Source organism: Actinoplanes sp. NPDC051537, assembly GCF_055586105.1.
Genome location: NZ_JBVJIU010000009.1, coordinates 1 through 15,460 on the forward strand (window position 1 = coordinate 1; position 15,460 = coordinate 15,460).

General features: G+C 72.4%; 7 protein-coding genes. 2 read left to right on the forward strand and 5 right to left on the reverse strand.

Translation table 11 applies throughout. From position 1 onward, the window contains the following. Nucleotides 1–151: 151 nt before the first annotated feature. Nucleotides 152–1,579 carry an MFS transporter gene (locus ACZ6TB_RS22545; RefSeq protein ID WP_465556572.1) on the reverse strand — a complete coding sequence of 476 codons (1,428 nt, stop codon included), beginning with the start codon at nucleotides 1,577–1,579 and terminating at the stop codon, nucleotides 152–154. A gap of 290 nt (nucleotides 1,580–1,869) precedes the next feature. Beyond that, a complete protein-coding gene (locus tag ACZ6TB_RS22550; RefSeq protein ID WP_465556573.1) occupies nucleotides 1,870–2,028 on the reverse strand; it encodes a hypothetical protein in 159 nt (52 codons plus the stop codon). 270 nt (nucleotides 2,029–2,298) lie between these two features. Between ACZ6TB_RS22550 and ACZ6TB_RS22555 the strand changes: the two genes are divergently transcribed. Next, nucleotides 2,299–2,724 (forward strand): ATP dependent DNA ligase, encoded by a 426-nt coding sequence (locus tag ACZ6TB_RS22555; RefSeq protein WP_465556575.1) that lies wholly within the window; start codon nucleotides 2,299–2,301, stop codon nucleotides 2,722–2,724. On the opposite strand, the gene ACZ6TB_RS22560 is transcribed toward ACZ6TB_RS22555, so the two are convergent. From ACZ6TB_RS22560 to ACZ6TB_RS22570, 3 genes are all read right to left on the reverse strand, one after another. Beyond that, nucleotides 2,679–4,406, reverse strand: a complete 1,728-nt coding sequence (locus ACZ6TB_RS22560; RefSeq protein ID WP_465556577.1) for a cellulose binding domain-containing protein — start codon at nucleotides 4,404–4,406, stop codon at nucleotides 2,679–2,681. The two genes, ACZ6TB_RS22555 and ACZ6TB_RS22560, sit on opposite strands and share 46 nt — an antisense overlap. A 543-nt stretch (nucleotides 4,407–4,949) precedes the next feature. Beyond that, nucleotides 4,950–7,955 carry a hypothetical protein gene (locus ACZ6TB_RS22565; RefSeq protein WP_465556579.1) on the reverse strand — a complete coding sequence of 1,002 codons (3,006 nt, stop codon included), beginning with the start codon at nucleotides 7,953–7,955 and terminating at the stop codon, nucleotides 4,950–4,952. Then, nucleotides 7,952–10,912, reverse strand: coding sequence for an FtsX-like permease family protein (locus tag ACZ6TB_RS22570; protein ID WP_465556581.1), 2,961 nt, complete (start codon nucleotides 10,910–10,912; stop codon nucleotides 7,952–7,954). Before ACZ6TB_RS22570 ends, ACZ6TB_RS22565 begins: the two co-directional genes overlap by 4 nt. A 245-nt stretch (nucleotides 10,913–11,157) precedes the next feature. On the opposite strand from ACZ6TB_RS22570, the gene ACZ6TB_RS22575 reads away from it, so the two are divergent. Beyond that, nucleotides 11,158–15,390, forward strand: a complete 4,233-nt coding sequence (locus ACZ6TB_RS22575) for a choice-of-anchor D domain-containing protein (RefSeq protein WP_465556583.1) — start codon at nucleotides 11,158–11,160, stop codon at nucleotides 15,388–15,390. Nucleotides 15,391–15,460 lie beyond the last annotated feature (70 nt).

Consider the following 15,460-nt stretch of genomic DNA (forward strand, 5'->3'; position numbering starts at 1 on the left):
CGCCTCTCCCCCCTACGTTTGCGGGGTTTAGGGCCGGCCAACCCCCCCCTATTCTTTTTTTTGTTTTGGGGTGTGTTTCTTCTCCTCCCCCCCCCCCCCCCCCCCCCCCCCCCCCCCCCCCCCCCCCCCCCCCCGGGACAGCAGCCGGGGGTCATCGGGTGGCCGGCGCGCTGTCGGGTTCCGAGGTGGCGGGAGCGCCACCGCGACCGGTGAGGGTGACGGCGGCAAGGGCGGCCGCCACGGCGGCGATGCCGGCGGCCCCGAGCAGCGCTGCGGAGTAGCCGTTGGTGAGTTCGGCCTGGTTGCCGAGCTGGTCGGCGCCGTGTGCGGTGGCGAGCGCGGTCATGGCGGCCAGGCCGAGGGCGGAGCCGATCTGGTAGCTGGTGTTGACGATGCCGGAGGCCAGGCCACCCTCCTCGGGCCGGGCGCTGGACAGGGCGGTTCCCAGTGACGGGATGAACGCTAGGGCCATGCCGAGCGCGGTTACCAGGGAGGCGGGCAGCACGTCGGTCAGATAGCTACCGGTCGGTCGGATCAGGGCGAGCCAGCCGAGCCCGGCGGCCAGCATGACGAGGCCGGTGACAAGGGTCGTCTTCGGTCCGTAACGGCCGATCACCCGGGGTGCGAGGGCGATCATGCCGAGCATGATGAGGAGGGTCATCGGCAGCAGCGCGGCGCCGCTCGGGAAGGCGCTGTAGCCGAGGACTTGCTGCAGGTAGAGGTTGAGGTAGAACCACATCGGGATCCACGCGGCACCGAGCAGCAGCTGGGCGAGGTTCGCGGCGGACAGGTCGCGGTTGGCGAAGATGGACAGCCGCATCAGCGGTTCTCGGCGGCGGGCCTGCATGACCAGGAATCCGACGAGCAGTACCGCCGCTCCGGAAAGGGTGAGCCAGGTCTGGGCGGAGTTCCACCCGATTTCGGGCGCGCGGACGATGGCGTACACGGCCATGGCGAGCCCAGCAGTGACTGTGAGCGCGCCGGCGACGTCGAGGCTTCCGCGGCGGGCGCCGCCGGCGGGCATGAGTGCCGGGATGGCGATCAAGGCGACGGTGGCGATAGGGATGTTCAGGTAGAACACCCACGGCCAGTTGGCGTATTCGGTGATGACGCCGCCGAGGAAGACGCCAGCGGTGCCGCCGGCCGGGGCGGCCGCGCCGTACAGGGCGAGAGCCTTGGTGAGCTCGGCCGGCCGGGCGCCGAACAGCGTCATCAGCAAGGTCAGCGCGGACGGGGCGATCAGCGCAGCGCCCGCGCCCTGCAGGGCGCGGGCGGCCAGTTCGATCTCGACGGTGCCGGCCAGTCCGGCAGCCAGCGAGCCGGCGAGCAGGACGGCCCAGCCGGTGGCGAAGATGCGGCGGGCGCCGTACAGGTCGGAGAGCCGGCCCCCGAGCAGCAGCAGGCCGCCGAACGCGACGACGTATGCATTGAACACCCAGGACAGATTGCTCGGGGTGAAGCCGAGGTCGTTCTGCATCTTCGGCAGGGCCACGCCGATGATCGACGTGTCCATGATGACGATGAACTGGGCGAGGGCGATGAGGGCGAGGGCCCACCAGCGCCGGTTTCTGTGTGGCATTGCTATTGCTCCTTCGTCTGATACCCCTAGGGGGTACTGGTATTGATGCCGCCATCATGTACCCCCTGGGGGTATGCGCGTCAAGGGCATTGGCGAGATATCGCCCGGCTCACATCGTCTTGGCCAGGTAGGTGCTTGATGACCATCTGGCGCACGGAAACCGGCGGCCGAGCGGGGCTGAGCGCGCTCCAAGCGTCGAGTTGGCGACGGTCAGGTAGTGGTTAACGACCCCGCGAGGGTGCCGCCTCAGCCAGTCTCAGCGACTTGAAAATCCGCTCACGTGAGGCGACCTACGTCCCGCGTCGATCGGCCTGTTCAGCGATGCCTTCGAACTGATGCATGACGGTGAAACGCGGTCGCTCGCCGCCGGCGGCGAGCTGGCCGTCCTGGCCCTGCTGCTTCTTGACGCCGGCCCGGGTCGTCCGACCGATGCTCTGATCGATGGGCACGTGAGGCGATCAGCCGCCCACCAACCCGGCTGGCGCTGCGTCGAGTGCCGTGCGATAGGAAGAAGCTGGCGGCGAGTAGCCCCAGCTGGCTGACGACCAGGCGGGCCGGGTCGACGGTGGTGAAGGAATCGCCGAGCAGCAAGGAGATAGCCACGGTCAGCGCCGGCAGACCGAAGAGCACGAGCAGGTCTCGCTGATCAATACGCAGGAAGTGCTGGTGATCGGCGGGAAGGCCGGCGAGGGCCGGCGGTCGGCCTGCCCGGCTCGCTGTTGCTGGCCGTCTACGACGCCGATGACCGGCTCACCTTCGCCGGGCATGTCGGCACTGGCTTCACCGACGCCGTGCTCCGCCAGCTGCAGCGCGAGCTCGGCCGGCTCGTCCGTAGTACCCGCCCGTGCCAGACGTGCCCCACGAACATGCGTTGGCGCGGGCTGCGCACCGACCGATCCGTGGCCAGTATCCGCCGGTTCGTCGACGAGACGTACGTCAACGTCAACGGCGTGTGGCGCAATGTCTACCGGGCGGTCGACCAGCACGGTCCGGTCATCGACGGCGCCGATCCAGCCCGGCGCGTGCGGGATCGCCCGGTCACCCGAGCCGCGCGGCCGGGCTTTCCGAACAACGGCGACACCGACGGCGTACGGGTTGGTCAGGCGCCGTTGACGGCGGTGACGCCGGTGCGGGTGCCGACGTAGGCACGGTTCCCGGATAGGGTCGGCGAGGTGAAGTTGGGCGCCTGACCGACGCGGACCTGGGCGAGCGGCGCGCCGGTGGCCGGGTCGAGGGCGTACAGCACACCTCCGTGGTAGTCGACGACCCACACCGCTCCCCCGCCGACCGCGGGTGAGCCCTCGGCCGGCACGCTCGCGGAGGCCCGCCACAGTTCCCGAGGCGTGCCGTCGGCGGCGATCGTGACCGCCCGCGGCCCGGTGGTGCAGGGCAGGAACACCGTGTTCCCGGCGACGGCGGCGCCGCCGAACGCCTGGCAGTTGTTGTTCAGCTGCGCGACCTGGCCGCCGATGCCGCCCAGGTTGCCGCGCCGCAGCACGTAGCCGATGCCGGCCTTGCCGTCGGCGTAGACGTACTGGCCGACCAGGGCCGGGCTCATCGATCCGAGGTCGGCGTCGCCGGAGTTCTGGGTGGCCCAGTCGGACGGGGCGAAGAAGTCGGTCCGCTGCAGGGTGGCCGACAGGGCCAGGACGGAGTCGCTGCCGTCGTACGTCGTGGTGGACTCGCCGTTGCCGACCGCGTACAGCACCCGGTCGCCGTCGACGACGCCCCCGGCCGTGCCCCAGATGCCCGCCTCGCGGGTGGTCGGCACGGCGTAGCTGAGCTTGCCGGTGCCGTCGGTGGCCACCGAAACCACCGAGCCGATGTACCGCCCGCAGTCGCCGAACAGGCCGCCGTAGCCGATGTAGACCCGCCCGTTCAGCAGGGTCAGCGCGCCCCGCTGCTGGTGCGCTTTGACGTCGCCCAGCGGCGGCTCGACGGCGGCCCGGACCTCGACGGCCCCGGTGGCGGCGTTCAGACCCAGCAGCGTGTGGGCGCCGCCGGTGGTCTCGGCCACCGCGAACACCCGGTTGGTGACCGGGTCGTACACCATCGTGCTGGTGATCCCGAGCGGGTCGATGTTGCCGCAGGGCAGATCGGACAGCGGCTCGGGCTGGCCGACGTGGGCCGACCACAGCACGGCACCGGTGCCCGGGTTCAGCGCGTAAACGGTGTCGTTCTCGGTGGCCGCGAAGAGCCGGCCGCCCACGATCAGCGGCTGGCCGTAGACGGCTCCGTCGAGCGCGGCGGTCCAGGCGACCGCGAGCGTCGACAGCGGTGCGAGATTCGGCGCGTTGCCGTCGCGGGCGTTGTCCCGGTGATAGGTCGGCCAGTCGTCGCCGTCCGGCGAGGCCGTCGGGGTGGGCGTCGGCGTCACGGTCGGCGTAGGCGACGGCGTTACGGTCGGCGACGGCGAGGACGGTACGCCGGTGCAGCTCGTGCCGTTGAGGGCGAACGCGGACGGCGCCGGGTTACTGCCGCTCCAGGAGCCGTTGAAGCCGAAGGAGACGCCGGCGCCGGTGCCCACGCTGCCGTTGTAGGCGACGTTGCGGGCGGTGACCTGGCCGCCGTTCTGCGACACCGTCGCGTTCCAGGCCTGGGTCGCCCTCTGGCCAGCCGGGAACGACCAGGTCAGCGTCCAGCCGTTGATCGGGTCGCCGAGATTGGTCACGGACACGGCGGCGCCGAAGCCGCCCGGCCACTGCGAGGTGATCGCGTACGTCACCGAGCAGCCGGCGGTGGCGGCGTGCGCGGCCAGCGCCACGCCGAGGGTGGCCACCAGGGCGCCGACAGTGGCGGAGGCGGCGAAGCGATTGGAGGGACGCATGTCCAGGCCTCCCGGCACGCGGCAACATATCGATAATCACCACTATCCTTAACCAGTTCAGTCAAGGTCACAAGCGGGCGGCCTACGATGACGCCACGAATTCGGCCACCCGGTTCACCGTCGAGAACCTCCAGGGATTCGCGCCGTGCACACCCTGGCCGCCTCGGCCGCCGAGGCGGTGATTGCCGCGCGGAGGATCAGGAGGCGGCAGCACACTCGGGAACCTGGGGTCCCGGACAGCGCGCGTCAGGCCAGGACGCTCTTCCGGACCACGTAGCGGAGAATCCGTCGGCGCTCTGGCGCAGTGCGGCGGTAGCGGTCGCCCGGACGGTGGAAACTTCGATCAAGCCCGCGATAAGGACCGGGTCGCCTCCGGCGTCGAGAGCGGCCCGGTGAGTTCAGCCCAGCCCTGGTCAACCGGCGATGCCGGCTCGCGTTCCACGATCGTTCCAACGTCGTCGGCAACCGCTCCGCAGGCGAACCGGGTCGCTGTCGGGTGCAAGTTCTTGCGGGCATCTCGGTGGACCACGCCGGGCACGTTCCTTATGCCGGTCGTTTCTTTCCGTTGACTCGGCGGCGCAGATTTTGCCCCGTGGCGGCCGCCACGAGGACGAGGAACAGGAACACCATCACCGTTGCGGCGAGTACGGTGAGCGGTCCAGGCCAGGTCGGCATGGGCAGGTCCGGCGGGTCGATGCCGGCCAGCGGGAGGGCCCAGCCGGTCGCCAGCCACGCGATCAGCGCGGTGATCAGCCCGACCACCGTGGCGATCGCGACCAGGAACGGGTAGGTCCAGCTCGTCGCCCGGCCGAGCGGCGTCCGTTTCAGTCCCTGGTTGCGCAGGGCCGACAGGTCTTCGACCCGGCGAGCCCGGTCCACCGCGCCGGCCAGCACCAGTGCGCCGCCGCCGAGAAGGATCGCCAGCACGCCGGCCAGGGCGTAGAACCAGAGCGACAGCGCCGGGCCCTGCCGGTCGAGCTGACGGCCGACCTGATCGGTGCGGGTATCGGCGGTGATCTGCAGGCCCTGGGCGGAGAGCCGGTCGACGATGTCGGCCGGCGCGCTCGGGCCCAGCCAGACCTGCGGTTCGAGGGCGCGGCCGGCGTCCGTGGCGAGGCGGTCGGCCCATTCCAGATCGACCAGGGTCGCGTGGCGGCCCAGCCGGGGCACCGCCGACAGCGTTCCGGCCGGTGTGATCGGCTGCGGGTCGCCGCCCACGCCGGTGATCCTCCCGTCGATCGGGGCGGCGCCGGCCCAGGCGGCGGGAAGCGGGTACGGCGTGTCGGCTGGACTGATCCAGGCGCCTCCGAGCAGGCCGTCGGGCGCGTTCAGGGTGATGCTCAGGCCGGACGGGTCGGTGCCGACGGTGCCGTGCCGGGGCATCCGCCAGCGGGCCGGGTCGGTGAGCGGACCGGTCGGGTCGGCCGTGCTGAGCGAGCGGACCACCAGCCGGCCGGTGACCTTGCCGACCGCGCCGCCCTGGACGATCTGGAGGCCGTTGAGCCGGCAGCCCGTCTCGCACGCCGGAACCTGCTGCTGATAGCGGAACGGTCCGTTGCGGAGCCGGCCGAGCTGGACGAGCGAGTCGCCGGCCCCCGTGGTCGACGAGACCGCGGCCTCGAGCCGCAGGCCCTGAGCCGCTTCCAGGCCGCTGCCGGTGGCCTCGAGGGCGATCGGTGACCCCGGGAAGATCAGCGGCGCCGGGGCCGGTGGATGCAGCCGGCTCGCCAGCCTGGCCGGCGGGACGTCACCGGACGGCCAGTTCACGACCGCGGCCAGGCGGGTCGCGTCGACGGCCAGGCCGGGCGGCTCGGTGGGGCCGAGCTTGCGCAGCCGCACGACCGCCATCGCGTACCGGCCGTCGGGGTCGACGTTGCGGACCGCGGTCAGCAGTTGGCTGCGGAAGACCGCGTTGCCGACGTCGAGGACCCGGTCGGCGCCGACGCCGAGGCGGGACTGCACGTGCCGGCCGCCGTTGGCCACGTCGATGGCGCAGGCGGCATACCCGGCCACGGCGACCGTGGCGACCAAGAGGGCGAAGAGCCGCTGGGCGCCCGGGCGACGGGACAGCTGGAAGGCGGCCAGGGCGGCGCCGAGGTGGCCCCGGTCGAGCGCGCGTACGGCGTACCGGGTGACGGCCGGCAGCAGCAGACGGGCGGCCAGCACCGCGACGGCCAGCATGAGGAAGGCGGGCGCCAGCAGGCCGACACCGGTCAGGGTGCCGTCGGACAGCACCAGCTGCACCGTGGCCGCGACCGCGAGCAGCACGACCACCGCCTCGACGGCCGGCACGCGCGGGCCGGCCACAGCGTTGCGGCGCAGCAGGGTGGCGACCGGGCGGAGCAGTTGCCGCCGTTGGGCGAGGACGGCCGCGGCGAGGGCGGCGAGCGCGGCGTACGGCGCGTACCGCAACGAGCTCCAGCCCGGGTCCACCCCGGCGCCGAGGCGGGTGGTCGAGACGGCGTTGACCATTAGTTGAGCGGCGACGCACCCGGCGACCGCGCCCGCCGCCACGGCGGCGACGTTCTCGCCGATCGCGAGCCACCATCGGATCCACCAACGGGAGCCACGCAGCGCGACCACTGCGAGCTCGGGCTGCCGGGCCTCGGTGCCGTAGCCGACGGCCAGGAAGATGCTGAAGCAGGCGAGCAGCACCAGCGGTACCGCGAGCACGGGCACCAGCAGATGGGCCGCGGCCCGGCCCGCTTCGATCCGGTCGAGCATGGCCGGGATCTCGGTCGTGATCCGCAGCGACGTGCCCAGGTCGGCCGGGTCCGAGTTGAGCGCGGCCAGGCCGCCCCGCAGCGCACCGAGGTTGTCCGGGGCGAGCGCATCGGGCCCGGCCGTGCCGTCGATGGCTTTGGCGGTGTCGCCGTGGTCGATGGCGTCGAACGTGACCGCGTTGGCGAAGATCGGCTCGCCCGGCCCGAGCCCGGAGACCGCGGTGAAGTACCCGTGCGTGCCCCAGTACGTCACCTCCGGCGCGGCAACCCGGTAGATTCCGGTGACCACCAGCCGTTTGGGCTTGCCGTCCGGGACGTAGCCGGGCTTGTTCGGATCGTCGCTGTACTTGCCGGCCCGCAGGGTGACCGACCCGCCGGCCGCCAGGTGCAGACGGGCCGCGGTCGCCGCCCCGACGATCACCTCGCCCCCGGCCGCCGGGCAGCGTCCACTGACCATCCGGACGTGTGCGCAGAGGTCCTGGCGGAACACCAGCCGGCTGGCATTCTCCCGGCCCGGCTCGAGGCCGATCGCGGTGAACTCGGCCGCGTAGATGTAGGAGAACCCGGGCAGCTCGATCAGGGCCGAGCCGATGTCCTCGAAGTCGATCTGATTGTCGACGTCGCGGTCGTTCTGCACGCCGACGATGGCCAGGCTGCGCTCGGCCGAGCTCGCGTTGGCGATCTGCCCGACGGCGATCGCCCGGTCCGCCGCGGTCAGATAGGCCGGCGCCGCGACGGCGGCCGCGACCGCGCAGAGCGCGAGCAGTGCCAGGGTGAGAGCCTGGCCGCGGCGGGACCAGAGCATGGCGAGCACGAGCGAGATCACGGGGCCCCCTCGCGAACGCGACGCAGCAGGGCCAGCGTCGACAGCCAGCCGGCCACGCCCAGCAGGATCAGGGACACCAGAGCGGCCAGGGCGACCGCGGCGGCGCTCAGCGCGCCCGGCGGGGCGAGCACGGCCCACCCGTCGGTGAACGGCGGCACGACCGTACGGGCGAGCGGCCGGGACAGCACCGCTGCGAGCAGGCCGCCGGCCACGGCGGTGAGGACGAGCCCGGCGGTACCGGCCCAGCTGGCGACGACTGCGGCCCGGTGCGGCAGGCCCTGCACCCGCAGGGTGGCCACCTCGCTGAGCCGCGTACGCCAGTCGACCGCTCCGGCGACCGCAATGGACAGGGCCGCCAGCAGCAGCCCGATCGTCGTGGCCAGCAACGCGAATCGGGAACCGGCCGACGGGCCGTGCTGCGCCAGCCGGCTCGCCCGGCCGGTGACCGACTCGTCGCCGAGGACGGTCAGCCCGTTGCGCTCGAGCGCACCGATCACGCCCGGCCCGGCGTCCGGGGACAGCCACACCTGGAAGGTGCCCGCCGTCGCGGTGTCACCGATGATCCGCCGCGTCGCGTCGAGGTCGGCGAGCACCCCGTCGAAGCCGAGCACCGGCAGCGCCCGGGCGGTGCCCGCCACTCGTACCGGAGTGATCCCATCGCCGAGCAGCGGCAGGCCCGGCTCCCCGAACCTCCAGTCGTCCGGGACCGCACCGCTCAGCACGACCGGCAGGGGCTGCCGAACGTCGATGGCCCAGACCCGGTAGTCGGCAGTGACGGAGCCGGTCAGGTTCTCGTCGACCGCGATCCGGAGGCCGTCCGGTGACGTGGCGATGGTCATCGCCGCACCGGACGCGCCGCCGCGCCAGCGGTCGATGTCGGACAGGGCTGCGGGATCCAGGATGGTCGCGGTGGGATTTGCCTGGGTGAGCACGTGTACGGTCACCGCGGTCGGGAACCGGGCGGCCTGGATTCGTCCCAGCCGATCGGGCGGGGCGGTCACCTCCCAGCGCACGATGCGGCAGCCGGGCGCGACGGTGCAACCGGTCACCGGGGCGCTGACCGTCCGGTCTCCCAGCCCGAGCGTCCCGAAGGAGACCCGAACCGCGGCGCCGGTTCCCTCGTGTTGCGCCACGAGCCCGAGGACGGCCGGTTCATCGCCGGTGTGCGTCACCCGTACGGTCAGCCGGTCACCGACGATGGCCGGCAGCGGCGCCGGACCGGGGTCGTCGGCGGTCGCCGACGGCAGGGTCGCGACGGAGCCGAAGTCGGGCCGCCAGCGGGCGACCGCGGCCAGCCGGGGGCTGTCGACGGCGAGAACGGCGGGCAGTTGCGTGGTGTCGACGACGACCGCCATCGCCTGTCTTCCCTGCGGATCGGCGCGACGCACCGCCTCCTGAAGGACCGTACGGTTGGTCGCTCGCACGGTCAGCACTCGCTGCGCACCCAGTTCGGCGGCACTGCGGGTGGCCCGGTGCTCGCCGTCGGCCAGCCACCCGCCGAGCGCCGTGGTGAACATCGCGACCGCCACCACCACCAGCGCGAACAACCGGTCGGTGCCGGGCCGCCGGGACATCTGCGCCGCGGTCAGACCGAGTCGCAGGCGGCCGGACCGCAGGGCGGCGCCGCCACCACGGTCGGCGACCCGGAACAGCAGCCGGGCCAGCAGCACCGCCACCGCCAGAGCGACCAGGGCCGGAGCCGCGAACGCCAACCCGCCCGCGTCGGTGCCGACCCGCGCCTGATAGACCCCCAACCCCGCGACCGCGAGCAGGAGGAGATCGATCAGGCCGGACTTCCAGTCGCCGCGGCCCGAGGTGGTCTGGCGCAACAGCTCGGCGACCGGCCGCCGCTGGGCCAGCGCCTCCAGCACGGCCAGCAGCAGCAGCCCGCCGAGCAGCACCGCCATCGCCGCGGCGACCGACAACAGCAGTGCCGACCGCCGATCGGACGGGTTGCCGACCGGCCCCGCCAGGAGCCGGGACAGGAGGAATCCGAGCGGGAGCCCGGCGATGGCTCCGGCGGTCAGCGGGACCAGATGCTGACCCCACGCCAGCTGGAGCAGGCCGGTCGGGGTGGCGCCGCGGAGCTTCAACAGGGCGGTGTCCCCGCGCCGGTCCCGCGCGGTGTAGCGGCCGGCCAGGCCGATCGCGAACCAGGCCACGATGAGTACCTGCACCAGCGAGACGGTGACCATGGTGCGCACTGTCGAACGGTCCCGCGCCACCGCGGTCAGCAGCGGCCCGCTGGAGTTGATCAGTGACCGCTGCTCGCGCCCCATCCGGGCGCCGGCGGTGTTCAGCACCGAGGCCAGGTCGTAACCGCCGTCGGCGCGCAGCAGGTCATCCGGCACCTGCACGTCGTAGGTGACCGTGGGATTTGCCAACGGGACCTGCCGGAACGTCTCGATCGGCGTGAACAGCGGGTCGACGCCGGTGAGCGCGCGGAAAAGGCTGTTGCTCCAGTACGGCCCGTCCGGTTCGACCGGGGTGTAGATCGACACGATCCGGAAAGTGATCTCTGGGCTGGCCAGCGAGACCCGTTCGGTCACCTGGTCGCCGGGCCGCAGCCCGAGCCGCTGACCGGCGGTGGCGCTGATCGCCACCTCGCCCGGGGCTGCCGGGCACGGTCCCTGGAGCTGGACGTGGGCGCAGAACTGGTCCCGGTAGGCCACCGGCAGAGTGTCGGACCGGAGACCGCGGACCACGCTCATGGGCAGGGTCAGACCGGTGACCGGTTCCGCCGACGGCAACGCGACCATGTCGCGAACCTGCCCGGCGAACCGATCGATGGCGCTACGGGGATCGCCGTCGATGTGGATGCTCTGCCGGACCGACACCATGCGCTGCTCGGCCGGGGCGGCGGCGACATCAGCCGCGGCGGCGGAGCTCATGCTCGCGAACGCGAACCAGGGGCCCGCCGCGGCAACCGCAGCGGCCAGAGCGGTGAGGACAAGCATCGTCAGAGTCTGGGCAGGACGGGCTCGCACCAGCCCGATGATGAGACTCCACATCACCGGGCAGCCTACGGCATCGGAACAGGTCCTCGGGTCCCCTTGTCCACGCTGCTGATCGCCGGGCCCGGTCCGGCCGGCACTGTCGACGCCGGGCGGATCAACCCCTACTCTCGGGGGATGCGGGCTCGCCGGTGGGGGAACGCGTACGGCATCGATCGCAGTGGTTGCCGCCCAGGTGGAGCCGACCGGTGGCGCGGGTCCTCGTCAGTGGACCGCCGACGGTGACGCCCACCGTCGGCGACGACATCACCGCCTCGCAGGACAACCTGCGCACCGGCTGGGACCGGGGTGAGCCGGCGCTCGCGCCGAGCACGATCACGAGCACGACCTTCGGCCAGCTGTTCGCGACCAAGGTCCAGGGCCAGGTGTACGCCCAGCCCCTCGTCATCGGCGGCACCGTTGTCGTCGGTACCGAGGAGAACTACGTCTACGGCCTGGACGCGGCGACCGGGGCGGTGCGATGGCAGCGCACCCTGGGGCCGTCCTGGCCCGCCAGCGCCATCGGCTGCGCCGACATCGCGCCCACCGTCGGCAACACGGCCACCGGCGTGTACGACGCGGCGACCGGCCACGTGTATCTGACCACCAAGGTCGACGACGGGCCCGACGTACTGCATCCCCACTGGTATCTCCATGCGGTCGAGGTGGGATCCGGAGCGGAGCGAGCCGGCTGGCCGGTGAAGATCGTCGGCACGCCGTCCAACGATCCCGCTCACCCGTTCCAGCCGTACGACGTGAATCAGCGGCCCGGGCTGTTGCTGATGGACGGCCGCGTCCACATGGCGTTCGGCTCGATGTGCGACCACGGCCACTACGTCGGCTGGGTGGCCGGCGTGAACACCGCCACCGGGGCGATCAGCGTGTGGTCCGACGAGGTCGGTGCCACCAGCAGCGGGGCCGGCATCTGGCAGGCGGGCGGCGGCCTGGTCTCAGACGGTCCCGGCCGCATCTTCCTGACCACCGGCAACGGGGTGACGGCTCCGGACGGTCCCGGCGGCAACCCGCCGCAGCAGCTGTCCGAGTCGGTCGTCCGGCTCGGCGTCGCGGCCGACGGCACGATCTCCGCGAAGGACTTCTTCAGCCCGGCCAACGCCGCTCAGCTCGACCGCAACGACCAGGACCTCGGCTCGGGCGGCCCGGTCGCACTACCCGCGCCGTACTTCGGCACCGCGGCCACGCCGCACCTGATGGTGCAGATCGGCAAGGACGGCCGGTTGTTCGTTCTCGACCGCGACCGCCTCGGCGGGAAGAACCAGAGGGCCGGTGGCGGCGATGACGTGATCCGGGTGCTCGGGCCGTACCTCGGCGTCTGGGGACATCCCGCGGCGTACGGCGGCGAGGGCGGTTACGTGTACGTCGTGCAGAACAGCGGCAGCATGCTGGCCTTCAAGTACGGTGTCGACGGATCGAACCGGCCGACGTTGTCGCTTGCCGGGAACAGCTCGGAAAGCTTCGGCTACAGCTCCGGATCGCCGATCGTCACCTCGGACGGCACCACGCCGGGTACTGCGGTGGTGTGGGTGACCAATGTGGACAGCGGATCCGGCGCGAACGGGCGGTTGTGCGCCTACGACGCGGTACCGGCGAACGGTCACCTCACGCTGCTGCGCTCCTTCCCGATCGGCACCGGCGCGAAGTTCTCCACACCGGCCTCGGCCGACGGGCGTGTCTACGTCGGCACGCGCGACGGGTTCGTCTACGGCTTCGGGCAGCCCACCACCACCGCGCTGCAAACCACACAGACGCCCTTCGGCGACGTACTCGTCTCGCAGACCGGCACCGCCACGGTGAGCGCGACCGCCACCCGCACCGTCACCATCACCGCCGTCGGCACCACCGGGCCGCCGTTCGGGGCCACCGCGCCGGCGCTTCCGGTCACCCTGATCGCCGGCCAGACGATCACCGTTCCGGTCTCGTTCTCCCCCACCTCCCCGGGCTCGTTCACCGGGGCGTTGCGGTTCTCCGTCATCGAGGGCGGCGTCGGCCAGACGCTCGGGGCCGGACTGCAGGGCAACGCCATCAAGCCCGGCCTGACCGCGACGCCGGCGTCCTTGGACTTCGGCGACATCGCCGTAGGCACCGACAAGTACCTGACGGTCAACGTCACCAACACCGGCACGACGGACGAGACCGTCACGGCGGTGACCGGCCCGGCGGCGCCGTTCACCGCCGCCGGGCTGCCCATCGTCGGCACAGTGCTCGGGCCCGGGCAGTCCATCGGCGTGTCGGTGACCTACCGGCCGGAAGCGGCAGGCACCGACACGTCGTCGATCACGGTTACCGGCCCGCGGGGCGACGCCACCGTTCGGCTGACCGGCGCCGGCGCCGTCGGCCTCGCCCGGCTCTCCATCACGCCGGAGTCGCTCAGCTTCGGCGCCGTGCCGGTCGGTGGATCCGCCACCAGGACACTGACCGTGGCGAACACCGGCAACCTTCCGGTCACCGTCACCAAGGCGGCGCCACCCGCATTGCCGTTCATCGTGAACACGCCACTGCCCGAGGGACTGGTCCTCAATCCCGAGGACACCGCGCAGGTCGACGTCACCTTCGCGCCGACCGTCTCCGGCAGCTTCAGCAACACGTACGTGATCAGCTCGGACGACGGCCAGGGAGCGCACAGCATCCCGGTCATCGGCACCGCCGCCGGTCTGCCCGGCGGAACACCGTTGCCGCCGATCACCCAGGGCGGCTGGTTCGTCAACGGGTCCGCCCGGATCTCCGGCACCAGCGTGGTCCTCACCCCGAACGCGACAGGTCTGGCCGGGTCCGCGGTGTACTCGACGCCGGTGCCCAGCGACGGCCTGACCGCGTCGTTCACCGCGCAGATCGGTGGCGGGTCGGGTGGCGACGGCATGACATTCGCCCTGCTCTCCGCATCCGGCAACAACAGCCGGAGTCTGGGCGGCGGTGGTGGCGGCCTCGGCGTGGCCGGCCTGCCCGGCGTGGCCGTCGCCCTCGACACGTTCGACAACGGGGCGGATCCTGCGAACAACTTCGTGGGCATCAGCACCGGCGCCGACGGGGGAGCGCTGACCTACGTCGCCACCTCGGCGAACATCCCGAACCTGCGCGGCGGCCCGCACGGCGTCACCGTAACCGTCTCCGGCACGACGATCACCGTCTTCCTCGACGGCGCGCAGCGGCTGTCGGTCGACGTGCCCGGCCTCGCCCCGGCCGTCCTACCGGCGTTCACCGGCGGCACCGGCACGGCCACCGACCTGCACGCGGTGCACGACGTCTCGATCAGCTCCGGCGCAACCGAGCTGCCCCCGCCGGGAACCGGCTGGCGGTTCAACGGCTCGGCCGACGTCGCCGGATCCCAGGTGATCCTCACGCCGGCGGCGACGTCGCTGGCCGGCACGGCCCTGTACACCCAACCCGTCGCCGCCGACGGATTGACCGCCTCCTTCACCCTGTCCATCGGTGGCGGAACCGGCGCCGACGGCGCCGCGCTCGTCCTGCTGGACCCCGCAACGGCGAGCCCGACCAGCGCGGGAGGGGCGGGCGGGGGCCTCGGGTTCGCCGGGTTGCCCGGCGTGGCCGTGTCGTTCGTGACCTACCCGCAGGACCTTGTCGGGATCGCGACCGGTACGGCCGGTGGCGCCGCCTCGCTCCTGGCGTCCACCACCGACGTTCCCGACCTGCGGGCGCGCAGCCATGATGTGGTGGTCTCGGTCGACGGCGGCACGATCGGCATCGCCATCGACGGAACGGATGTGCTCAGCCAGGCGGTCCCGGCACTCAGGCCGACCGCGCTCGTCGGCTTCTCCGCCGGAACCGGCGCCCTGACCGACGTCCACGCGATCACCGACGCCCACGTGGTGAGCGGCCGCACCGCCATGCCGGCGCCCGGCGCCGGCTGGTCGCTGAACGGGTCGGCGACGCTGTCCGGCGGCACCGTGCAGTTGACCTCCGCGGTCGCCGGCCAGGCCGGTACGGCCATCTACGCCACGCCGGTGCCGACCGCCCATCTGCAGGCGACCTTCACCATGGCGATCGGCGGCGGCACCGGCGCGGACGGCCTCACCTTCATGCTTCTCGACCCGGCCCGGAACGCCCCGTCCGCGGTCGGCCGCAACGGCGCCGGCCTGGGCTTCGCCGGGCTCACCGGCGTGGCGGTCACCTTCGTCACGTACGCACAGAGCGGCGTCACGTCGAACAACTTCGGCGGCATCCAGACCGGCACCGCCACCGGCGCGACCTTCGTCACCACCTCCACCGCGGTACCGAACCTGCGGAGCGGAACCCACGAGGTGAGTGTGGCCGTCACCGGCGGCAGCCTCGTGGTAACCATCGATGGGTCGGCGTTGTTCACCACCCCGGTCGCCGGGATTCCGGAAGCCGGCCTGATCGGCTTCTCCGGCGCGACCGGGGGGCTCACCGACGTCCACGCCGTGAGCGGCCTGCACATCGCGTACTGATGAGCCCACGGTCATCCAGCACTGGCTCCGGGGCGGCTGAAGCTCCGTGCGCGGGGAAGAAGCGGCGGCG

Coding starts and splice junctions, on each gene's coding strand:
- ACZ6TB_RS22560 (WP_465556577.1), bottom strand. CDS start 4,406: ATGCGTCCCTCCAATCGCTTCGCCGCCTCCGCCACTGTCGGCGCCCTG.
- ACZ6TB_RS22570 (WP_465556581.1), bottom strand. CDS start 10,912: ATGCTTGTCCTCACCGCTCTGGCCGCTGCGGTTGCCGCGGCGGGCCCC.
- ACZ6TB_RS22545 (WP_465556572.1), bottom strand. CDS start 1,579: ATGCCACACAGAAACCGGCGCTGGTGGGCCCTCGCCCTCATCGCCCTC.